Origin of the sequence: Catellatospora paridis, assembly GCF_009720365.1 — a bacterium.
In the GTDB taxonomy this organism is placed as follows: Bacteria; Actinomycetota; Actinomycetes; order Mycobacteriales; family Micromonosporaceae; genus Catellatospora; species Catellatospora paridis.
On record NZ_ML769313.1, the window covers coordinates 584,993 to 600,494 of the forward strand.

At 73.3% G+C, this 15,502-nt stretch carries 13 protein-coding genes; 4 read left to right on the plus strand and 9 right to left on the minus strand.

Annotated elements, in window-relative coordinates; genetic code table 11:
• Position 1 precedes the first annotated feature (1 nt).
• Positions 2 to 1,204, minus strand: coding sequence for an FAD-dependent monooxygenase (locus tag F9C41_RS07470; RefSeq protein WP_155385903.1), 1,203 nt, complete (start codon positions 1,202 to 1,204; stop codon positions 2 to 4).
• A gap of 211 nt (positions 1,205 to 1,415) precedes the next feature.
• Between F9C41_RS07470 and F9C41_RS07475 the strand changes: the two genes are divergently transcribed.
• On the plus strand, positions 1,416 to 2,258 hold the full coding sequence (locus tag F9C41_RS07475; protein WP_196279660.1) for a HEAT repeat domain-containing protein: 843 nt from the start codon (positions 1,416 to 1,418) through the stop codon (positions 2,256 to 2,258).
• Between the two features lie 9 nt (positions 2,259 to 2,267).
• Here the strand turns inward: F9C41_RS07475 and F9C41_RS07480 are convergent, their stop codons facing one another.
• From F9C41_RS07480 to F9C41_RS07500, 5 genes are all read right to left on the minus strand, one after another.
• Positions 2,268 to 3,077 (minus strand): DUF5984 family protein, encoded by an 810-nt coding sequence (locus F9C41_RS07480; protein WP_155385905.1) that lies wholly within the window; start codon positions 3,075 to 3,077, stop codon positions 2,268 to 2,270.
• The gene (locus tag F9C41_RS07485; protein WP_230689398.1) at positions 3,074 to 4,858 is read right to left on the minus strand and encodes an ABC transporter ATP-binding protein; all 1,785 of its coding nucleotides are present in this window, start codon (positions 4,856 to 4,858) and stop codon (positions 3,074 to 3,076) included. Before F9C41_RS07485 ends, F9C41_RS07480 begins: the two co-directional genes overlap by 4 nt.
• The gene (locus F9C41_RS07490) at positions 4,855 to 6,576 is read right to left on the minus strand and encodes an ABC transporter ATP-binding protein (protein ID WP_155385906.1); all 1,722 of its coding nucleotides are present in this window, start codon (positions 6,574 to 6,576) and stop codon (positions 4,855 to 4,857) included. The genes F9C41_RS07485 and F9C41_RS07490 overlap by 4 nt, the downstream gene beginning before the upstream one ends.
• A gap of 139 nt (positions 6,577 to 6,715) precedes the next feature.
• A complete protein-coding gene (locus F9C41_RS07495; RefSeq protein WP_155385907.1) occupies positions 6,716 to 7,909 on the minus strand; it encodes an ArgE/DapE family deacylase in 1,194 nt (397 codons plus the stop codon).
• Positions 7,906 to 8,859, minus strand: a complete 954-nt coding sequence (locus F9C41_RS07500) for a methionyl-tRNA formyltransferase (RefSeq protein ID WP_155385908.1) — start codon at positions 8,857 to 8,859, stop codon at positions 7,906 to 7,908. The genes F9C41_RS07495 and F9C41_RS07500 overlap by 4 nt, the downstream gene beginning before the upstream one ends.
• A gap of 94 nt (positions 8,860 to 8,953) precedes the next feature.
• Here F9C41_RS07500 and F9C41_RS07505 point away from each other — a divergent pair, with 94 nt between their 5' ends.
• A complete protein-coding gene (locus tag F9C41_RS07505) occupies positions 8,954 to 10,228 on the plus strand; it encodes a lysine N(6)-hydroxylase/L-ornithine N(5)-oxygenase family protein (protein WP_155385909.1) in 1,275 nt (424 codons plus the stop codon).
• 76 nt (positions 10,229 to 10,304) lie between these two features.
• Here the strand turns inward: F9C41_RS07505 and F9C41_RS07510 are convergent, their stop codons facing one another.
• From F9C41_RS07510 to F9C41_RS07520, 3 genes are read right to left on the minus strand one after another with little or no spacing between them, the layout of a single operon-like run.
• Positions 10,305 to 11,126: an ABC transporter ATP-binding protein gene (locus F9C41_RS07510; RefSeq protein WP_230689399.1), complete on the minus strand. Its 822-nt coding sequence runs from the start codon at positions 11,124 to 11,126 to the stop codon at positions 10,305 to 10,307.
• Positions 11,127 to 11,143: 17 nt separating this feature from the next.
• Positions 11,144 to 12,202 (minus strand): FecCD family ABC transporter permease, encoded by a 1,059-nt coding sequence (locus F9C41_RS07515; RefSeq protein WP_230689400.1) that lies wholly within the window; start codon positions 12,200 to 12,202, stop codon positions 11,144 to 11,146.
• Between the two features lie 2 nt (positions 12,203 to 12,204).
• A complete protein-coding gene (locus tag F9C41_RS07520) occupies positions 12,205 to 13,263 on the minus strand; it encodes a FecCD family ABC transporter permease (RefSeq protein ID WP_155385911.1) in 1,059 nt (352 codons plus the stop codon).
• Positions 13,264 to 13,371: 108 nt separating this feature from the next.
• Here F9C41_RS07520 and F9C41_RS07525 point away from each other — a divergent pair, with 108 nt between their 5' ends.
• Together F9C41_RS07525 and F9C41_RS07530 are read left to right on the plus strand one after the other, a co-directional pair.
• Positions 13,372 to 14,427, plus strand: coding sequence for an iron-siderophore ABC transporter substrate-binding protein (locus F9C41_RS07525; protein WP_155385912.1), 1,056 nt, complete (start codon positions 13,372 to 13,374; stop codon positions 14,425 to 14,427).
• Positions 14,428 to 14,515: 88 nt separating this feature from the next.
• Positions 14,516 to 15,487 (plus strand): DNA polymerase domain-containing protein, encoded by a 972-nt coding sequence (locus F9C41_RS07530; protein WP_155385913.1) that lies wholly within the window; start codon positions 14,516 to 14,518, stop codon positions 15,485 to 15,487.
• Positions 15,488 to 15,502 lie beyond the last annotated feature (15 nt).

Consider the following 15,502-nt stretch of genomic DNA (forward strand, 5'->3'; position numbering starts at 1 on the left):
CTTATCGTTTGCGCAGGCTGGTGTAGTCCGGCAGGTCGATCCGGTCGGCGGGCGGCGACATGAAGCGTGCGGCGACGCGCTGCACCACCGGGTTGGCGGCGGTGGCCAGCAGCGCGTTGAGCACACCGATCCCGACCCGGCTGCGCGGGTGCGCGATGCGCGGCGTGAACGGCGGCAGGTGCTGAGCCTGCGCGACGTACGGCCGCATGATGCGCTCGTACGAGGCGAACGCGTCGCGGTGCGAGGTGTGCGAGGCCAGTTCACCGGCCAGCACGTACGCCCCGACCAGGGCCAGGCTGGTGCCCATGCCGCTGATCGGTGAGGCGCAGTAGCCCGCGTCGCCGACCAGGGCGACCCGGCCCCTGCTCCAGCGCGGCGCGTGCACCTGGCCGACCAGTTCGCAGTAGAACTCGTCGGCGTCGCCGAGTGCGCGCAGCACCCGGGGCGCCTCCCAGCCGACACCGGCGAAGACGCGCCGGAGCAGTTCCTTCTGCTCGCCGACCGGGAGCCGTTCGTAGCCGCGGGGCGGGCACAGGAAGGACATCAGTGCCCTGGTCGAGCCGAGGTTGTCCGGGCGCAGCGCGACGACCCGGCCGCCGGGCGCGTTGTGCCAGCGCGCCCACGAGCCGTCCGAGGCGGCGCGGGGGACGGTGAGATAGGACGTGTAGAGCCCGAGTGGCACCACCCGCGCCTCGCCGCCGAACACCAGCCCCCGCGTCGTCGAGCCGATGCCGTCGGCCGCGACGACCAGGTCGAAGGCCCGGTCCGCGCCGTGCGCGAACGACACCCGGACCCCGTCGTCGCGGTCGTCGACAGCGGTGATGCGGTCGCCGAAGACGTACTCGGTGTGCCCGCGGGTGCGGTCGTGGAGCAGGTCCGCCAGCTCGCCGCGCAGGATCTCCAGCTCGGCGACGAAACCCTCCCCGCCGAACGCCTTCGCGGCGAACGCTGCCTTGACCCGGTTGCGCGCATCGACGAAGGCGACCCCGTCCTCCCCGGTGGAGCGGGCCCGGACGGCGTCCTCGATGCCCATCCGCCGGGCCACGGTGCGGCCCGCGCCGCGTAGGTCGACGGTCTGACCGCCGGGACGTATGGCGCCATGCCGCTCGACGACCACCGCGGTCATCCCATACTCGTGCAGCCAGTGGGCCAGCGCGGGACCGGCGATGCTCGCGCCGGAGATCAGGACCCGGCGGCCGGTCATCGGTGTCCCTCCTGTGCCTGTGCGCCGGTCACCGCCCTGCGAGCCGCGACCGGCCAGCACCAGTGTTCCCGACGCGGACCAGGTGATCCAGTGACGTGGCCGTGGCGTCGGGCAGCGGTGCGCCTCCGCTCGCCCGATCCCGATGAACCCGTCGACGGACGCGGGCGGCACCGACTGCACCGCTGCGAGCAGCGGGGACTACCGTTGTCGGGTGGACCCTGATCAGCGCGCTCTCAAGGACGGCGACCTCGACACGCGCGAGGAGCACCTGTATCGCCTCCTCGACCGCGCGAAGGCGGACGGCGACGCATCCGCGCTGGCCGCACTGCGCGCCCTCGCGCGCGACTACCCGAACTACCACCGCTCGCTCTACAGCCGGGCAATGAACCAGGCCGACGTCTTCGTCGACGCGTCGCTGGCCGAGCCGCTGCTCGCCGCGCTGGCCGACACCCGCTACAACTGCCAGGCCTGGGCGGCGATGGGCTGCGCCGCGTTGCGGCTGCCCGAGGCGGTGCCCGGCCTGGTGGCGTTGCTGGAACGCGGCGACTGGATGGCTCAGGAGCAGGCGGTACGCGCGCTGGGCCGGATCGGCGACGAGTCCGCGGTGCCCGCGCTGGTCCCGGCGCTGTGGTCCGAGCCCGAGTGGCTGCGCGAGCGCGCCGCCGATGCGCTGGCCTCGATCGGCGGCGAGGAGGCGCTGACGGCCCTGTGGGAGGCGTTTGAGCACCGTGGTTTCACCCGGATCGGCTACGTCGCCAGCGCGCTGTCGAAGTTCACGCCCGACATCGTCCCGAGGCTGCTCGCGGCAGCCGACGACGACGACCCGGACCTGCGGTACTGGGCCGCCGTCGCGCTCGGCTCGACCGGTGACCCGAGCGTGGTGCCGACGCTGGAGCGCCTCATGGATCAGGACAAGGGCCAGACGGTGTTCGACGGCTGGGTCAGCGTCGCGGCGAAGAAGGCCCTGCGTACGCAGCGCCGCATCCAGGCCGCGATCGCGGCCCGGTCCGGCGAGGACGGTGCGCAGACCGACGGAGTCGACGACGCGGCCTGAGCGTGGGGCTCAGCTGTCGGGCTCGCTCTCCTCGTCGCCGGTCCACGGCGGCCAGGTCGCGATCTCGGCGGCACCGGCGCGGACCCTCGCCCAGTCGACGTGCCGGGGCGCGGCCAGCCGCGCGGCGAGCCAGCCGCAACGCTGCCCGTGTTCGACCCGCAGGTGCGCGACGTCGAGTTCGATGTCCGGTGGCGGGCCGGTGCGTTCGAGTTCGGTGACGCGTTCGTCCATCGCGGCCATGAGCCGCCGGTCGAAGTCGTCGACCGCGGCGAAGAACTCCTCCGTCGGCACGGTGACCACCAGCCGTTCCGGTCCGTCGAAGGTGCCTTCCTCGGCAGGCAGGATGCGTTGGCAGACGCTCACCACGTCCTGCCCGTCGGTGACGTGCCGCCAGGCCCGCAGGACCGGCGCGTCGGTGAGATAGCCGCAGTACACGTCGAAGTCGCTCTGCAGGTCGAGAGCCTTGTCGACGTCTTCGCTCCAGTCGTCTTCCGGGTAGTCCCGACGTGGGGATGTTCCGTCGACGAAGGCGATGAGGTCGTCGGGCACGGGCTCGTGCAGCGCCGCGCGGAGGATCAACATGTCCTCCCAGAGCCGTACTACGTAATAGTCGGGGTATGGGCGCTCCAGCTCCCAGCGCGCCACGGCCTCGTCGCGGTATCGCAGCAGCTGGTGTCCGCCGACCTCGATCCAGTACCAGCCGCTGGTCAGGCCGAACCAGTGCAGGTTGGCGACGTGGCTTCCCCAGGGCGGCACCTCGGCCACCGGCCGGAGTTCGAACTGGAAGCGGATCGTGTCGACCGGAATCCCGGCGCTCATGAGTCGCGGCGGCCGGACCAGGCGCGCCAGAGTTCGGCGTAGCGGCCGTCGGGGACCTCGCGCAGCTCGTCGTGGGAGCCGCTCTCGACGATGCGGCCCTCGTCGAGCACCACCACCCGGTCGGCGAGCGCCGCCTGGGTGAGCCGGTGCGCGACCAGCAGGCCGGTGCGCCCGTGCAGCGCGGCCGCGACGGACGCCTCCAGGACCCGTGCCCCGGCGCTGCCCGCCTCGGCGGTCGCCTCGTCCAGCACGGCGACGGCCGGGTCGGCCAGCACCAGCCGGGCCAGCGCGAGCTGTTGCGCCTGCGCGGCGGTGAGCCGGTGCCCGCCCTCACCGACCACGGTGGACAGGCCGTCCGGCAGCGCGTTCACCCATTCCGTCGCGCCGACCCGCTCCAGCGCGGCCGTCAGGTCGGCGTCGGCGGCGTCGGGGCGGGCCAGGCGCAGGTCCTCGGCGAGGGTGCCCGCGAAGACGTACACCTCCTGGGTGATCAGCGCGACGGCCCGGCGGCCGGCCGGGTCGAGGTCGCCGAGGCCGACCCCGCCGACCCGGATGCTGCCCGACGTCGGTTCGTGCACGCCCGCGAACAGCCCGGCCAGGGTGCTCTTGCCGGCGCCGCTCGCACCGACCAGCGCCACCCGCTGCCCGGCGGGCACCGAGATGGTGACGGCGTGCAGCACCGGACGGTCGACCGTGTACGCGTGGCTCACCGCGTCGGCGTGCAGCGACGCGTCGGCGGGCGTGCGCGGCGCGGGCGGCGCCACGGGCTCGGGCAGGTCGGCGACGCCGACGATGCGGACCAGCGCGGCCGTCGCCGCCTGCACGTCGTCGATCAGCCCGAGCGCGATGTTGACCGGCGTGAACAGGTTGTGGAAGTACAGCGCCGCGGCCGTGGCCGCGCCGATGGTGACCTCGCCCGAGCGCACCAGCAGGAAGCCGGTGGCCAGCACCGCGGAAAGGCCGATGAACTCGGCCAGGTTGAGCCGGGCGTAGAAACGGGTGACCAGGTTGACCCCGCGCATGGTCAGGTCGACGGCGTCCTGCGAGCGCCCGGTGACCCGGCCCAGGTGCTGCTCGCGGCGGCGCAGCGCGCGGACTGTCGGCGCGCCGCCGATGGTCTCCAGGAGCTGCTGCTGCTGTGCGCCGACGGCGATGCGCTGGCGGGCGTACAGGGGCAGGGCCCGGCCGCCGTACCACCAGACGGTGTAGAGCTGCACGGGTGCGGCGAGCAGGGCGGCGAGCATGAAGCGCCAGTCGAGCACGGCCAGCCCGGCCATGGTGAGGCCGATCGCGAGCAGCGACCGGGCCAGCTCGGGCAGGCCGGAGCGGACCACGGAGGCGACCGCGTTGAGGTCGTTGCCGGCGCGGGAGGTCAGGTCACCGGAGCCGGCCCGCTCGACCTGCCCGAGTGGCAGCCGCAGCGCCCGATTGAGGAAACGTTCTCGCAGCTCGGCCAGGGCCCCTTCGCCGAGCCGGGCGATCAGGGTGAGGCCGTACGCGGTGGCGGCTCCGGACAGGACGGCGATTAAGGCGAGGGCGACGACCGGGGTGGTGATCGCGGACGCGGGCGCGCCGGTGGTGACGAGGTCGACGACGTGGCCGAGCAGCGGCGCGACGGCCAGCCCGACGGCGGTGGCGGCGGTCAGCACGAACAGCCCGGCCGCGGCCAGCCAGCGGCGCGGCCGCAGCAGCGCGCGGAGCGCCGCGACGGCCTGCCGGCCGGTGGCGGTGGGCAGCAGTTCCCGCTGCTCGGTCATGGGGGTCGCCTCCTGGCCGGTCATGCCAGCACCGTCGCGCGGTAGCCGGTGTGCTCGCGCACGAGCTGCTCGTGGGTGCCGGACGCGGTGAGCGCGCCGTCGGCCACGAAGTGGACGGTGTCGGCGGCGGCCAGCAGCGCCGGGCTGGTGGTGATGACGACGGTGGTGCGCCCGGCGCGCAGGCTGCGTACGCCGTGCACGATGCGCAGTTCGGTGACCGCGTCGACGGCGGTGGTGGGCTCGTGCAGCACCAGCACCGGGGTGTCGGCGGCGAGCGCGCGGGCCAGGGCGACGCGCTGGCGCTGCCCGCCCGACAGGGACCGGCCGCGCTCGGCGAGCGCCCCGTCGACGCCGCCGGCCATGGTCGCGGCGACCTCGTCCGCGCCGGAGGCGGCCAGCGCCGCGGTGAGCAGACCGCCGTGGTCCGCGGTGCCGGTGCGCTGGTGAGGCAGGCCCATGCTGGCCGGGGCCACGACGTTGTCGCGCAGGGTGCCCTCGAACAGGTCGGCGTCGTGGGCGGCGACCAGCAGCGCGGCGCGTACCGCGTCGGGGTCCAGGGTGGACAGGTCGTGGCCGTCCAGGGTGATAGTGCCCGACTCGGGTTCGCGTTCGCGGCCGAGCAGGTCGACCAGGGCCTCGGCGTGGGCGGGGTCGGCGGTGACCACGCCGACGAGCTGGCCGGCGGCGACGTCGAGGTCGAGGTCGCGCAGCCCGGCGTGGGTGAGGCCGCGTACGGCCAGGCGGCCGGTGACCGGGCCGGGCAGCGGGGCGTCGCCGCCGACGGCAGCGGGTGAGGCCAGCACCTCGGCGATGCGCACGGCGCTGCCGCGACCCTGGGCGAGCTCCCCGTTGACCCAGACCAGCATGGACAGCGGCCCGATCAGGTACTGCGCCATGCCGACCGCGGCGATCAGCGCGCCGACGCTGATCGTGCCGTCGGCGGCCAGCCGCCCGCCGACCAGCGCCACGACGGCCAGGAACAGCCCGTTCACGGCGAGCAGGGTGCCGTCGTGCCAGCTCTTTGCGCGGGCGGCGTGCACGGTCGCGGTGAGCGCGGCGCGGCTGCTGAGCCGGTAGCGCTCGGCGGCCGCGCGTTCGGCGCCGATGCCCTTGAGCACCCGCAGGCCGCCGACCATGTCGGCGGCGAGCCCGGCGGTGTGCGCGATCCGGTCCTGCTCCACCTCGCTGCGCCGCTGCAGGGGACGGCCCAGCAGGTGGGCCAGCCCCATCATGAGCGGGGTGCCGAGCAGCACCAGCAGGCCGAGCGGCAGGGACACCCGCAGCAGCGCGACCGCGCCGACGGCCAGGCCCAGGATGCCGGCCACACCGAGGGGCAGGGCCAGCGCGACCATGCCGACCCGTCCGGCGTCGCTGGTGGCGACGCTGGCCAGCGCGCCCGGCAGCCGGCCGGTGTCCGCCCCGCCGCGCCGGTCGAGGACCCGGTCGGTGAGGCGTACCCGCAACACGTGCCCTGCCTGCTCGGCGGCGCGTTCGCCCAGCCGCGCGCCGAAGCGGAAGCTGAACGACAGGGTGAGGAACACCGCCCCCAGCACGGCGAGCCACAGCAGCAGCTCGGAGCTGGAGCCGGTGCCGACGGCGCGGTCCACGACCACGCCGATCACCACCGGCACCATGGCCTCGCCTGCCTGGTGGCCGGTGCTGAGCAGCGCGCTGCCGGTGATGCGGCCCGCCTGGCCGCGCAGGGCTTCGCGCAGCACGCGGCCGCCGGTCAGCTGTGGCATGTCCCCTCCTGGGGGTCGGTCTGTCGGGGCGGCAGGTCGCACCGCGTGCGTGCGGATGATGATCGGTGCCCGGACCGGCGGCGTGCGCCCGCCGCCGGTGACGGTGCGCCGCCGCAGGCGGGGCCTGGGGCGGCTTCGGTCAGCGGCAGTGCGCCGCGGCGAGCCGGGCCAGGGTAGCGCTGGCCGCGACCACCTCCGAGATCGGCACGTACTCGTCGGGGGCGTGGGCGAGCTCGATCGAGCCGGGTCCGTACTGGACCGTGGGGATGCCCGCCCCGGCGAGCAGTCGCAGGTCGCTGCCGTATGGCGCGCCCCACTGCTCGGGCGTGACCCCGGTGGCCCCGACGACGGCCGCGGTGAACGCCGGGTCGGGGTTGCGGCCGGGCAGGAACTGCCCACCCCACCACTCGACGGTGACCGGGTGCTCGGCCAGCCACGGGTCCGCGGCGCAGGCCTTGCCGACGGCCGCTTCCAGTGCCGCCTTGGCCTGCTGCGGGGACTCGCCGAGGGCGACGCCGAAGCGGCCCTCGGCGATCAGCAGATCGGGCACCGACGACGACCAGTCGCCGGCGTGCACGGTGCCGATCTCCAGCGCGTACGGGACGTCCCAGCGCTTCATCAGCGGGTCGACGTCGCGGTTGCGGGTCGCCTCCAGTTCCCGCAGCGCGGTGAAGACGGGCAGGAACTTCTCGACCGCGCTGACGCCCGCGGTGCGTCGGGACGCGTGCGCCGACGTGCCCGGCACGCGCAGCCGGAACGTCAGCGCGCCCGCGTTGGCGGGCACCACGGCCAGGCCGGTCGGCTCCGGGATGACGCACGCGTCGGCCCGCCACCCCCGGTCCAGCAGGCCGTACGTGCCGAGGCCGCCGTCCTCCTCGCCGGCCACGCACGCGATCAGCACGTCGCCGCGGGGGCGGTCGTGTTTCAGCTCGCGGATCGCGAACAGCGCCGCGACCAGGCCGCCCTTCATGTCGCAGGCGCCCCGGCCGTAGAGGCGGTCGCCGTCGACCCGGCCGCTGAACGGGTCGTCCGTCCAGGCGGCCAGGTCACCGGGCGGCACCACGTCGACGTGTCCGTTGAACATCAGCGACCGGCCGCCGCCGGTGCCGGGCAGCCGTCCGACCAGCCCGTACGCCCGTTCCCGGGGGACCTCCATGCCGGGGAAGGCCGGCTGGGCGGTCAGTTCCGGCAGTGCCAGCTCCCACAGGTCGACCTCGAGGCCCTCGGCACGCATCCAGTCGGCGAGCACCGCCTGGATGCGTGCCTCGTGCGGCGAGCCGCCGACGCTGGGGATGCGGACCAGGTCGGCCAGCAGCTCGGTCAGTTCCGTCATGCCGGGAAGTGTCCCAGGTAGCCGCCCATGGTCCGGAACAGCTCGGTCGCCGCCAGTTCGGTGCCGTCGTCGAGGCGTACCCGCTCGATGACCAGGCCCTTGCTCCTGCCGCGGCGGGCCTCGGCGCCGGCGACGATGGCGACGCCGTCGCCTTCGCGGTAGAAGATCCGGCCGGGGGTGCCGCCGTACACGGCCTCCGACACCGAGGCCTTGACCACACGGATGCGCTGACCGCGGTAGTAGGTGTAGGCGTTCGGGTACGGGTCGCACTGGGCGCGGACCAGGCGGTCCAGCTCCTGTGCGGTCCACGTCCAGTCGATGCGCAGGTCCTCGTCGGCGCGCTTGTGGAAGAAGCTGGCCTGCGTGCGGTCCTGCGGCGTCCAGTCGGTGCGGCCCGACGCGATCAGGCGCAGCCCGTCGACCGTCAGCGGCCCGAACAGGGCGAGGGTCTTGTGGAACAGGTCGGCGGTGGTGTCCCGCGGGCCGACCTGCACCGAGCGCTGCAGCACGATGTCGCCCGCGTCGAGGGTGTCGTCCATCATGTGCGCGGTCACGCCGACCTCGGGCTCGTCGTTGAGCAGCGCCCAGATCAGCGGGGAGAAGCCGGCGTACTTCGGCAGCAGCGAGTCGTGGATGTTGAGGGTGCCGTGCCGGGGCAGGTTGAAGACCTGCGGCGGGATCCAGGTGCGCCAGTTGGTGGCCACGATGACGTCGAGGTCGGCCTCCTTGAGCGCGGCCATCAGCTCCTCGTCGTCGGGGCGCTCGCGGATCAGCACGGGCACGCCGTGCTCGGTGGCGAGGTCGGCGACGGAGTCGCTCCAGATCCGCTCGTACGCGTGGTCGCTCCGGGGATGCGTGACGACGAGGACCACCTCGAGGTCAGGTGCTTCCAGCAGCGCCTGGAGCGTGCGGTGCCCCCAGGTCTGGTAACCGAACATCGCGACCCGCATGGGTGCCCTCCTCTGGACGGAAACGAAAGGCAAGGCTTACCTTGCTAAGGTAACCCTAATGTAATCTTCGGGGGCCGCACACGGAAGGGGTCATATGTCCACGTCGGACGCACATCTCCACGATCTCGCAGGGATCGGCTTCGGCCCATCCAACCTGGCCCTGGCCATCGCGTTACGCGAGCTGGACCGTCCGGTGGACGCGGTGTTCCTGGAGAAGCAGCAGCGGTTCGGCTGGCATCGCGGCATGCTCATCGAGGGCACCACGATGCAGGTCTCGTTCCTCAAGGACCTGGCGACGATGCGCGACCCGGCCAGTGCGTACAGCTTCCTGAGCTACCTCAAGGCCAAGGACCGGCTGATCGACTTCATCAACCACAAGACGATGTTCCCGTCGCGCGTGGAGTTCCACGACTACCTCGAATGGGCCGCCGCCGGGTTCACCGACCAGGTCGAGTACGGCTCCGAGGTCGTCGCGGTGCGTCCGATGCGCGACGGTGACGCCATCACGGGCTGCGAGATCGTCGCGCGCCAGGGCGGCGACCTGGTCACCCGCCGCGCCCGCAACCTGGTCGTCGCGACCGGCCTGGAGGCCCGCATGCCCGACGGCATCCGGTCCGGCCCGCGCGTCTGGCACAGCAGTGACCTGCTGCGCCGCCTGCCGGGCCTGCGCGACCCGCGCCGTGTGCTGGTCATCGGCGCGGGCCAGTCCGGTGCGGAGGTCGCCGACCACCTGCATCAGACGTTCCCGCAGACCGAGGTCTGCGCGGTGTTCGCCAAGTACGGCTACACCCCCGCCGACGACAGCCCGTTCGCCAACCGCATCTTCGACCCCGAGGCCGTCGACCACTTCTACGACGCGCCCGAGCACGTCAAGCGGGTGCTGATGGGCTACCACGGGTCCACCAACTACTCGGTCGTCGACCTGGACGTCATCCAGGGCCTCTACCGCCGGATGTACCAGGAGAAGGTGCTCGGTCAGGAGCGCCTGCGCATCATGCACGCGTCGCGGGTGGTGGAGCTGGCCGAGGAGGCCGACCGGGTGCGGGTCGTGGTGGAGTTCCTGCCCACCGGCGAGCGCACCGTGCTGGACGCCGACGCGGTGGTCTGCGCGACCGGCTACCGCAGCAGCGACCCGCTGCAGCTGCTCGGCGAGCTGGGCGAGCACTGCGTACGCCGGGACGACGGGCAGCTGCACGTCGAGCGGGATTACCGGGTCGCCACCACGGGCGACGTGCGCTGCGGCATCTACGTGCAGGGCCCGACCGAGCACACCCACGGCATCAGCTCCACGCTGCTGTCCAACACCGCCGTGCGCGCCGGTGAGATCGCCCGCTCGCTAACCCGGCTCGCATCGCCCGCACTGGCCTGACACGAGCGGCAACTCTTGACGACTCGCGGCCTCCGAAGCGCTCGGAGGCCGCAAGTCGTCAAGAGTTGCGACAGGGCTAGGACACGATCGGCTGCGGGGGGCGGGTGGTGCGGCGGCGGTGACGATCGGCGGGTACGACCATCGGGGTGCCCGTCTGCGGGTCGGTCATCACCTGGCTGGCCACGCCGAAGACGTGCTCGACCAGGTCGGCCGTCATGACCGCCTCGGGCGCGCCCTGGGCGACGATCTCGCCGCCGCGCATGACGACCAGGTCGGTGGCGTAGCGGCAGGCCTGGTTCAGGTCGTGCAGCACGGCGACCACGGTCCGGCCCTGCTCGTGCAGCTCCGCGCACAGGTCCAGGACCTCGAACTGGTGCGCCAGGTCCAGGAACGTGGTCGGCTCGTCCAGCAGCAGGATCGGCGTCTGCTGGGCGAGTGCGACGGCCAGCCACACCCGCTGGCGCTGCCCGCCGGACAGCTCGTCGACGAACCGGTCGGCCAGATCGGACACCTCCGTGACGGCCATCGCGTCGCGCACGGCGGCCTCGTCGTCGGCCGACCACTGGCGCAGCAGGCGCTGGTGGGCGAAACGACCCCGGGCGACGAGGTCCTCGACCACGATCCCGGCCGGGACCACCGGCGACTGCGGCAGCATGCCCAACTGCTTGGCGACCTGCCTGGAGGGCAGCGAGGCGATGGCCGCGCCGTCCAGATAGACCGTGCCCGCCTGCGGCTTCAGGACGCGCGATAGCGCCTTGAGCAGGGTGGACTTGCCGCAGGCGTTGGGGCCGACGATGACGGTGAACGACCCGTCGGCGATCTCGACACCGAGGTCCCGGGCCACCACCCGGCGGTCGTACGCCAGGGTCAGTTCCTGCGCCCGCAGCCGTGTCTGCATCGCGTGCTCCTTCGTGCTCATCGGCCGCGCCGCCATTCGCGGGCCAGCAGCCAGGTCAGGTACAGCCCGCCGATCGCGGCGGTGACCACGCCGGCGGGGATGTCGTTGTCGGGCAGCACCCGCTGCGCCGCCCAGTCGCTGCCGGCCAGCAGCGCCGCGCCCATCGCCGACGCGGGCAGGATGCCCGGCCCGGGGGAGCGGGTCAGCCGCGCGGCCAACTGCGGCGCGGCCAGCGCCACGAACGCGATCGGGCCTGCGGCAGCCGTCGCGCCCGCGGCCAGCCCCACGCTGGCCAGGGCGAGCACGGCTCGGCTGCGCTCGACGCGTACGCCGTGCAGCGTCGCGGTGTCGTCGCCCAGCGCCAGCATGTTCAGGTGGCGGCCGTAGTAGAGGACCACGGGCAGCAGCGCCGCGAGGGTGACCGCGACGATGGTGACCTCGGTCCAGCCGCGGCCGCCGAGGCTGCCGATGAGCCAGACCTGCGCGGCGAGCGCCTCGTCGAGGCGGCCCTTCACGATGAGGTACGAGTTGACCGCCTCCAGCAGCGCGGAGACCCCGACGCCCATCAGGATCAGGCGGAACGCCTGGGTGCCGCGCTGGAACGCGAGCAGGTAGATGGCGATCGAGGTGAGCACGCAGCCGACGATCGCGCCGATGGCGACCTCCAGGCCGCTGCCGTCGAGCAGCAGGATCACCACGAGCGCGCCGGTGGCCGCGCCGACCGTCATGCCGACGAAGTCGGGGCTGCCCAGCGGGTTGCGGGTCAGGCCCTGGAACACCGCGCCGCTCGCGCCCAGCGCCGCGCCGACCAGCAGCGCCACCAGGGCACGGGGCAGCCGCAGCTCCTGCACGATGAAGTCGGTTCCCGGATCGCCCCGCCCGACGAGACTGCGCAGCACGTCGCCGACGGGGATCGGGAAGTCGCCGCTGGACAGGTTCACCACGGCGATCGCGGCCGCCGCCAGCAGCAGCAAGGCGCCGACGAGCAGGGCACGGGAACGCACCCGCAGCGACAGCGCGCCACCCGGGGTACGCAGCACGAACTGCCGCGCGCGCCGGCCAGGCTTGGTGATCACGTTCACAGGGCACCGAGCTTCCGGCGGCGGCACAGCGCGATGAAGACCGGCGCGCCCAGGAACGCGGTGACGATGCCGACCTGCAGCTCCGACGGCGCGGTGAGCACCCGGCCGAGCACGTCCGCGCCGAGCAGCAGGATCGGGCCGAGTACCACTGCGTAGGCGAGGATCCAGCGGTGGTCGGGGCCGGTGACCAGTCGCGCGATGTACGGCACGGCCAGCCCGAGGAACCAGATCGGTCCGCAGGCGGCGGTCGCCGCGCCGCACAGCAGCGTGATCGCGGCGACGCCGAGCACGCGGATGCGGCCCGGGTGCGCACCGAGCGCGGTGGCGGCCTCGTCGCCCATGCTCAACGCGTTGAGCCGGCCGCCCAGGGTCAGCGTGAGCAGGATCCCGGCGATCAGGAACGGCGCGACGCGCAGCAGGGTGTCGCTGTCGCGGTCGGCCAGCGAGCCGACGTCCCAGTGCCGGTAGCGGTCGAACGTGCCGCGGTTGGTGACCAGCACCGCCCAGACCAGCGCGCCGAGCACGGCGGTGATGGACACCCCGGCCAGCACCTGGCGTTCCGGGGTGGGGAAGCGGCCGGACCCGCCGAGGGCGAACACGGCCGTGGCGGTCAGGGCCGCGCCGCCGAAGGCGAACCACACGTACGCGCTGGGCGAGGTCAGGCCGAGGAACGCGATCGCGACGACGACGCCCGAGGACGCGCCCAGGTTCACCCCGAGCAGGCCCGGTTCGGCGAGCGGGTTGCGGGTGAGCGCCTGCATCAGCGCGCCGGCCAGCCCGAGCGCCGCGCCGACGCCGAGGCCGAGCAGCGTGCGGGGGATACGCAGCTGGTGCACGATGTCCGACTGCGCGGAGCCGTCGTCGTGCCAGAGCACGTGCCACACCGTGTCGAGCGGGATGGTGCGGCTGCCGACCGCGATGCTCAGCGCGAGCACGCAGGCCAGCGCGAGTACGCCGAGCACCAGCCCGCCGCGCCGCCAGGCGTGGCCCGCGCGAGGCGCACGGACCGGCTCGGCCGCGTGCGGCGCGGGCAGCACGCCGGTCGTCTGGGTCATCACCGCTCCTTGAGATCAACCCCGGGTTCGAGATTAGGGCAGGCTAACCTATGCTCCTCGGCGGGACCTGCCAGGGGGCGGCTCCCACCAGCACAGAAAGGACCACCCGTGCGGCTTCTCTCTCCCGTCCGTACGCTGACGGCCACCGCCACCGCGGTGATCCTCGGCCTCGGCCTCGCCGCGTGCGGCACCGACCAGGAGCCGTCCGGCACCTCCGGCAGCCAGGGCGCGACCTCGGCGGCCTTCCCCGTCGGCATCGAGCACAAGTACGGCACGACCGAGGTCAAGGCCGAGCCCAAGCGGGTCGTCGTGGTCGGCCTCGTCGAGCAGGACGCCCTGCTGGCACTGGGTGTCGTCCCGGTCGCCACCACCGAGTGGTTCGGCGGCCACCCGGGCGCGGTCTGGCCCTGGGCGAGCGACGAGCTCGGCTCGGCCGCCAAGCCCGAGGTGCTGACCAACACCGACGGCATCAAGTTCGAGAAGGTCGCCGCGCTGCGCCCCGATCTGATCGTGGGCCTGTACTCGAACCTCACCGCGGAGGACTACGCGACCCTGTCGAAGATCGCGCCGACGCTGGCCCAGCCCAAGGACACCATCGACTACGGCGTCTCCTGGCAGCAGGCCACCCGCATCGTCGGCACCGCCGTCGGGCGCAAGGACAAGGCCGAGCAGGTCGTCGCCGACGTCGAGGCCAAGTTCGCCGCGGCCAAGGACGCCAATCCGAAGTTCGCCGGGGCCACCGCGCTCGTCGCGACGCAGTGGGAGGGCTACTACGTGTACGGCGCGCAGGACCCGCGCGGCCGCCTGCTGCAGGACCTCGGATTCAAGATGCCCGACGGACTCGACGCGATCACCGGCAAGGAGTTCGGCAAGAGCATCAGCCGCGAGCGCACCGACCTGCTCGACACCGACGTGATGATCTGGCTGGTCGACAAGCACGACGCCGACCGGGCGAAGATCCACGCCGACCCCCTGTACGCCAAGCTCGAGGTCAAGACCCAGGCCCGCGAGGTGTTCCTGGAAAACGGCGAGCTGCTCGGCGGCGCGACCTCGTTCATCACCCCGCTGAGCCTGCCGTACCTGCTCGACGGCCTGGTGCCGCAGCTGGCCGCGGCGGTCGACGGCGACCCGGCGACCGAGGTCAAGCGCGCCCCGGCGAAGTGACCCGCTGACGAGAACGGGGTGGACATCCGTCCACCCCGTTTTCCGTACTCGCGTTGACGCGCGGCCACCGTCGGGTAATGGTGATCACATGCCGAAAGACGGTGAGACCCGCGACGGGGTGGCGCTGACCAACCTCGACCAGCCCCTGTTCGACGAGTCCGGGGCGACCAAACGCGACCTGGTGGACTACCTGGACGCGGTGCATGAGCGGATCATCCCCGCGTTGCGGGACCGCGCCCTGTCCGTGATCCGGATCCGCCCCGGTCAGCCGGCGTTCATGCAGAAGAACCTGCCCAAGTACACGCCCGACTGGGTGCCGCGGGCCGCGGTCTGGGCCGAGGCCTCGCACCGCGAGGTGACGTACGCCCTGGGCAACGACCGGCGCACGCTGATCTGGTTCGCCAACCAGCGGGCCGTGGAGTATCACGCGGCGCTGTCCCTGGTCGAGTTCCCGCTTTCGCCGACCCACCTGATCCTCGACCTCGATCCGCCGGAGGGTGACGACACGTTCGGCAAGGCGGTGCAGGGCGCTTTGCTGGTACGCCAGGCGCTGGCCGACTGCGGGCTCGACGGCGCGGTCAAGACCAGCGGCAGCAAGGGCGTGCACGTGTTCGTGCCGCTCGACGGCAAGGCCGACCCGGAGGAGGTCGCCGCGGCGACCCGGGCCGTGGCCGCCCGCGCCGAACGGCTCGACCCGAAACTCGCCACCACCGCGTTCATCCGCGAGGACCGGCACGGCAAGGTGTTCCTCGACGCGACCCGCTCCGGCGGCGCGACCGTGGTCGCCGTCTACAGCCCGCGCATCCGGCCCGGCCTGCCGGTGTCCTTCCCGGTGACCTGGGCGGACCTGGAGAGTGTCACGCCCGCCGACTTCACCATGCGCACCGTGCCCGATCTGGTCGCCAAGACCGACCCGTGGGCCGACCTCATGCCCGCCCCGCAGGCCCTGCCCGCCGACCTGATCGCCGAGGGCCACACCATCCCCATCGCCCGCGTCCAGGCCATGCACGAGGGCAAACGCCGCGCCAAAGCCCGCCGCGAAGCCGACGGCGAAGCTTGAGCGGCGAACGGGTGG

Bases quoted from the DNA above. Each gene is read 5' to 3' on its own strand.
- F9C41_RS07470 (WP_155385903.1), bottom strand. From the start codon at position 1,204: ATGACCGGCCGCCGGGTCCTGATCTCCGGCGCGAGCATCGCCGGTCCC.
- F9C41_RS07480 (WP_155385905.1), bottom strand. From the start codon at position 3,077: ATGAGCGCCGGGATTCCGGTCGACACGATCCGCTTCCAGTTCGAACTC.
- F9C41_RS07485 (WP_230689398.1), bottom strand. From the start codon at position 4,858: ATGACCGGCCAGGAGGCGACCCCCATGACCGAGCAGCGGGAACTGCTG.
- F9C41_RS07490 (WP_155385906.1), bottom strand. From the start codon at position 6,576: ATGCCACAGCTGACCGGCGGCCGCGTGCTGCGCGAAGCCCTGCGCGGC.
- F9C41_RS07495 (WP_155385907.1), bottom strand. From the start codon at position 7,909: ATGACGGAACTGACCGAGCTGCTGGCCGACCTGGTCCGCATCCCCAGC.
- F9C41_RS07500 (WP_155385908.1), bottom strand. From the start codon at position 8,859: ATGCGGGTCGCGATGTTCGGTTACCAGACCTGGGGGCACCGCACGCTC.
- F9C41_RS07505 (WP_155385909.1), top strand. From the start codon at position 8,954: ATGTCCACGTCGGACGCACATCTCCACGATCTCGCAGGGATCGGCTTC.
- F9C41_RS07510 (WP_230689399.1), bottom strand. From the start codon at position 11,126: ATGCAGACACGGCTGCGGGCGCAGGAACTGACCCTGGCGTACGACCGC.
- F9C41_RS07520 (WP_155385911.1), bottom strand. From the start codon at position 13,263: ATGACCCAGACGACCGGCGTGCTGCCCGCGCCGCACGCGGCCGAGCCG.
- F9C41_RS07530 (WP_155385913.1), top strand. From the start codon at position 14,516: ATGCCGAAAGACGGTGAGACCCGCGACGGGGTGGCGCTGACCAACCTC.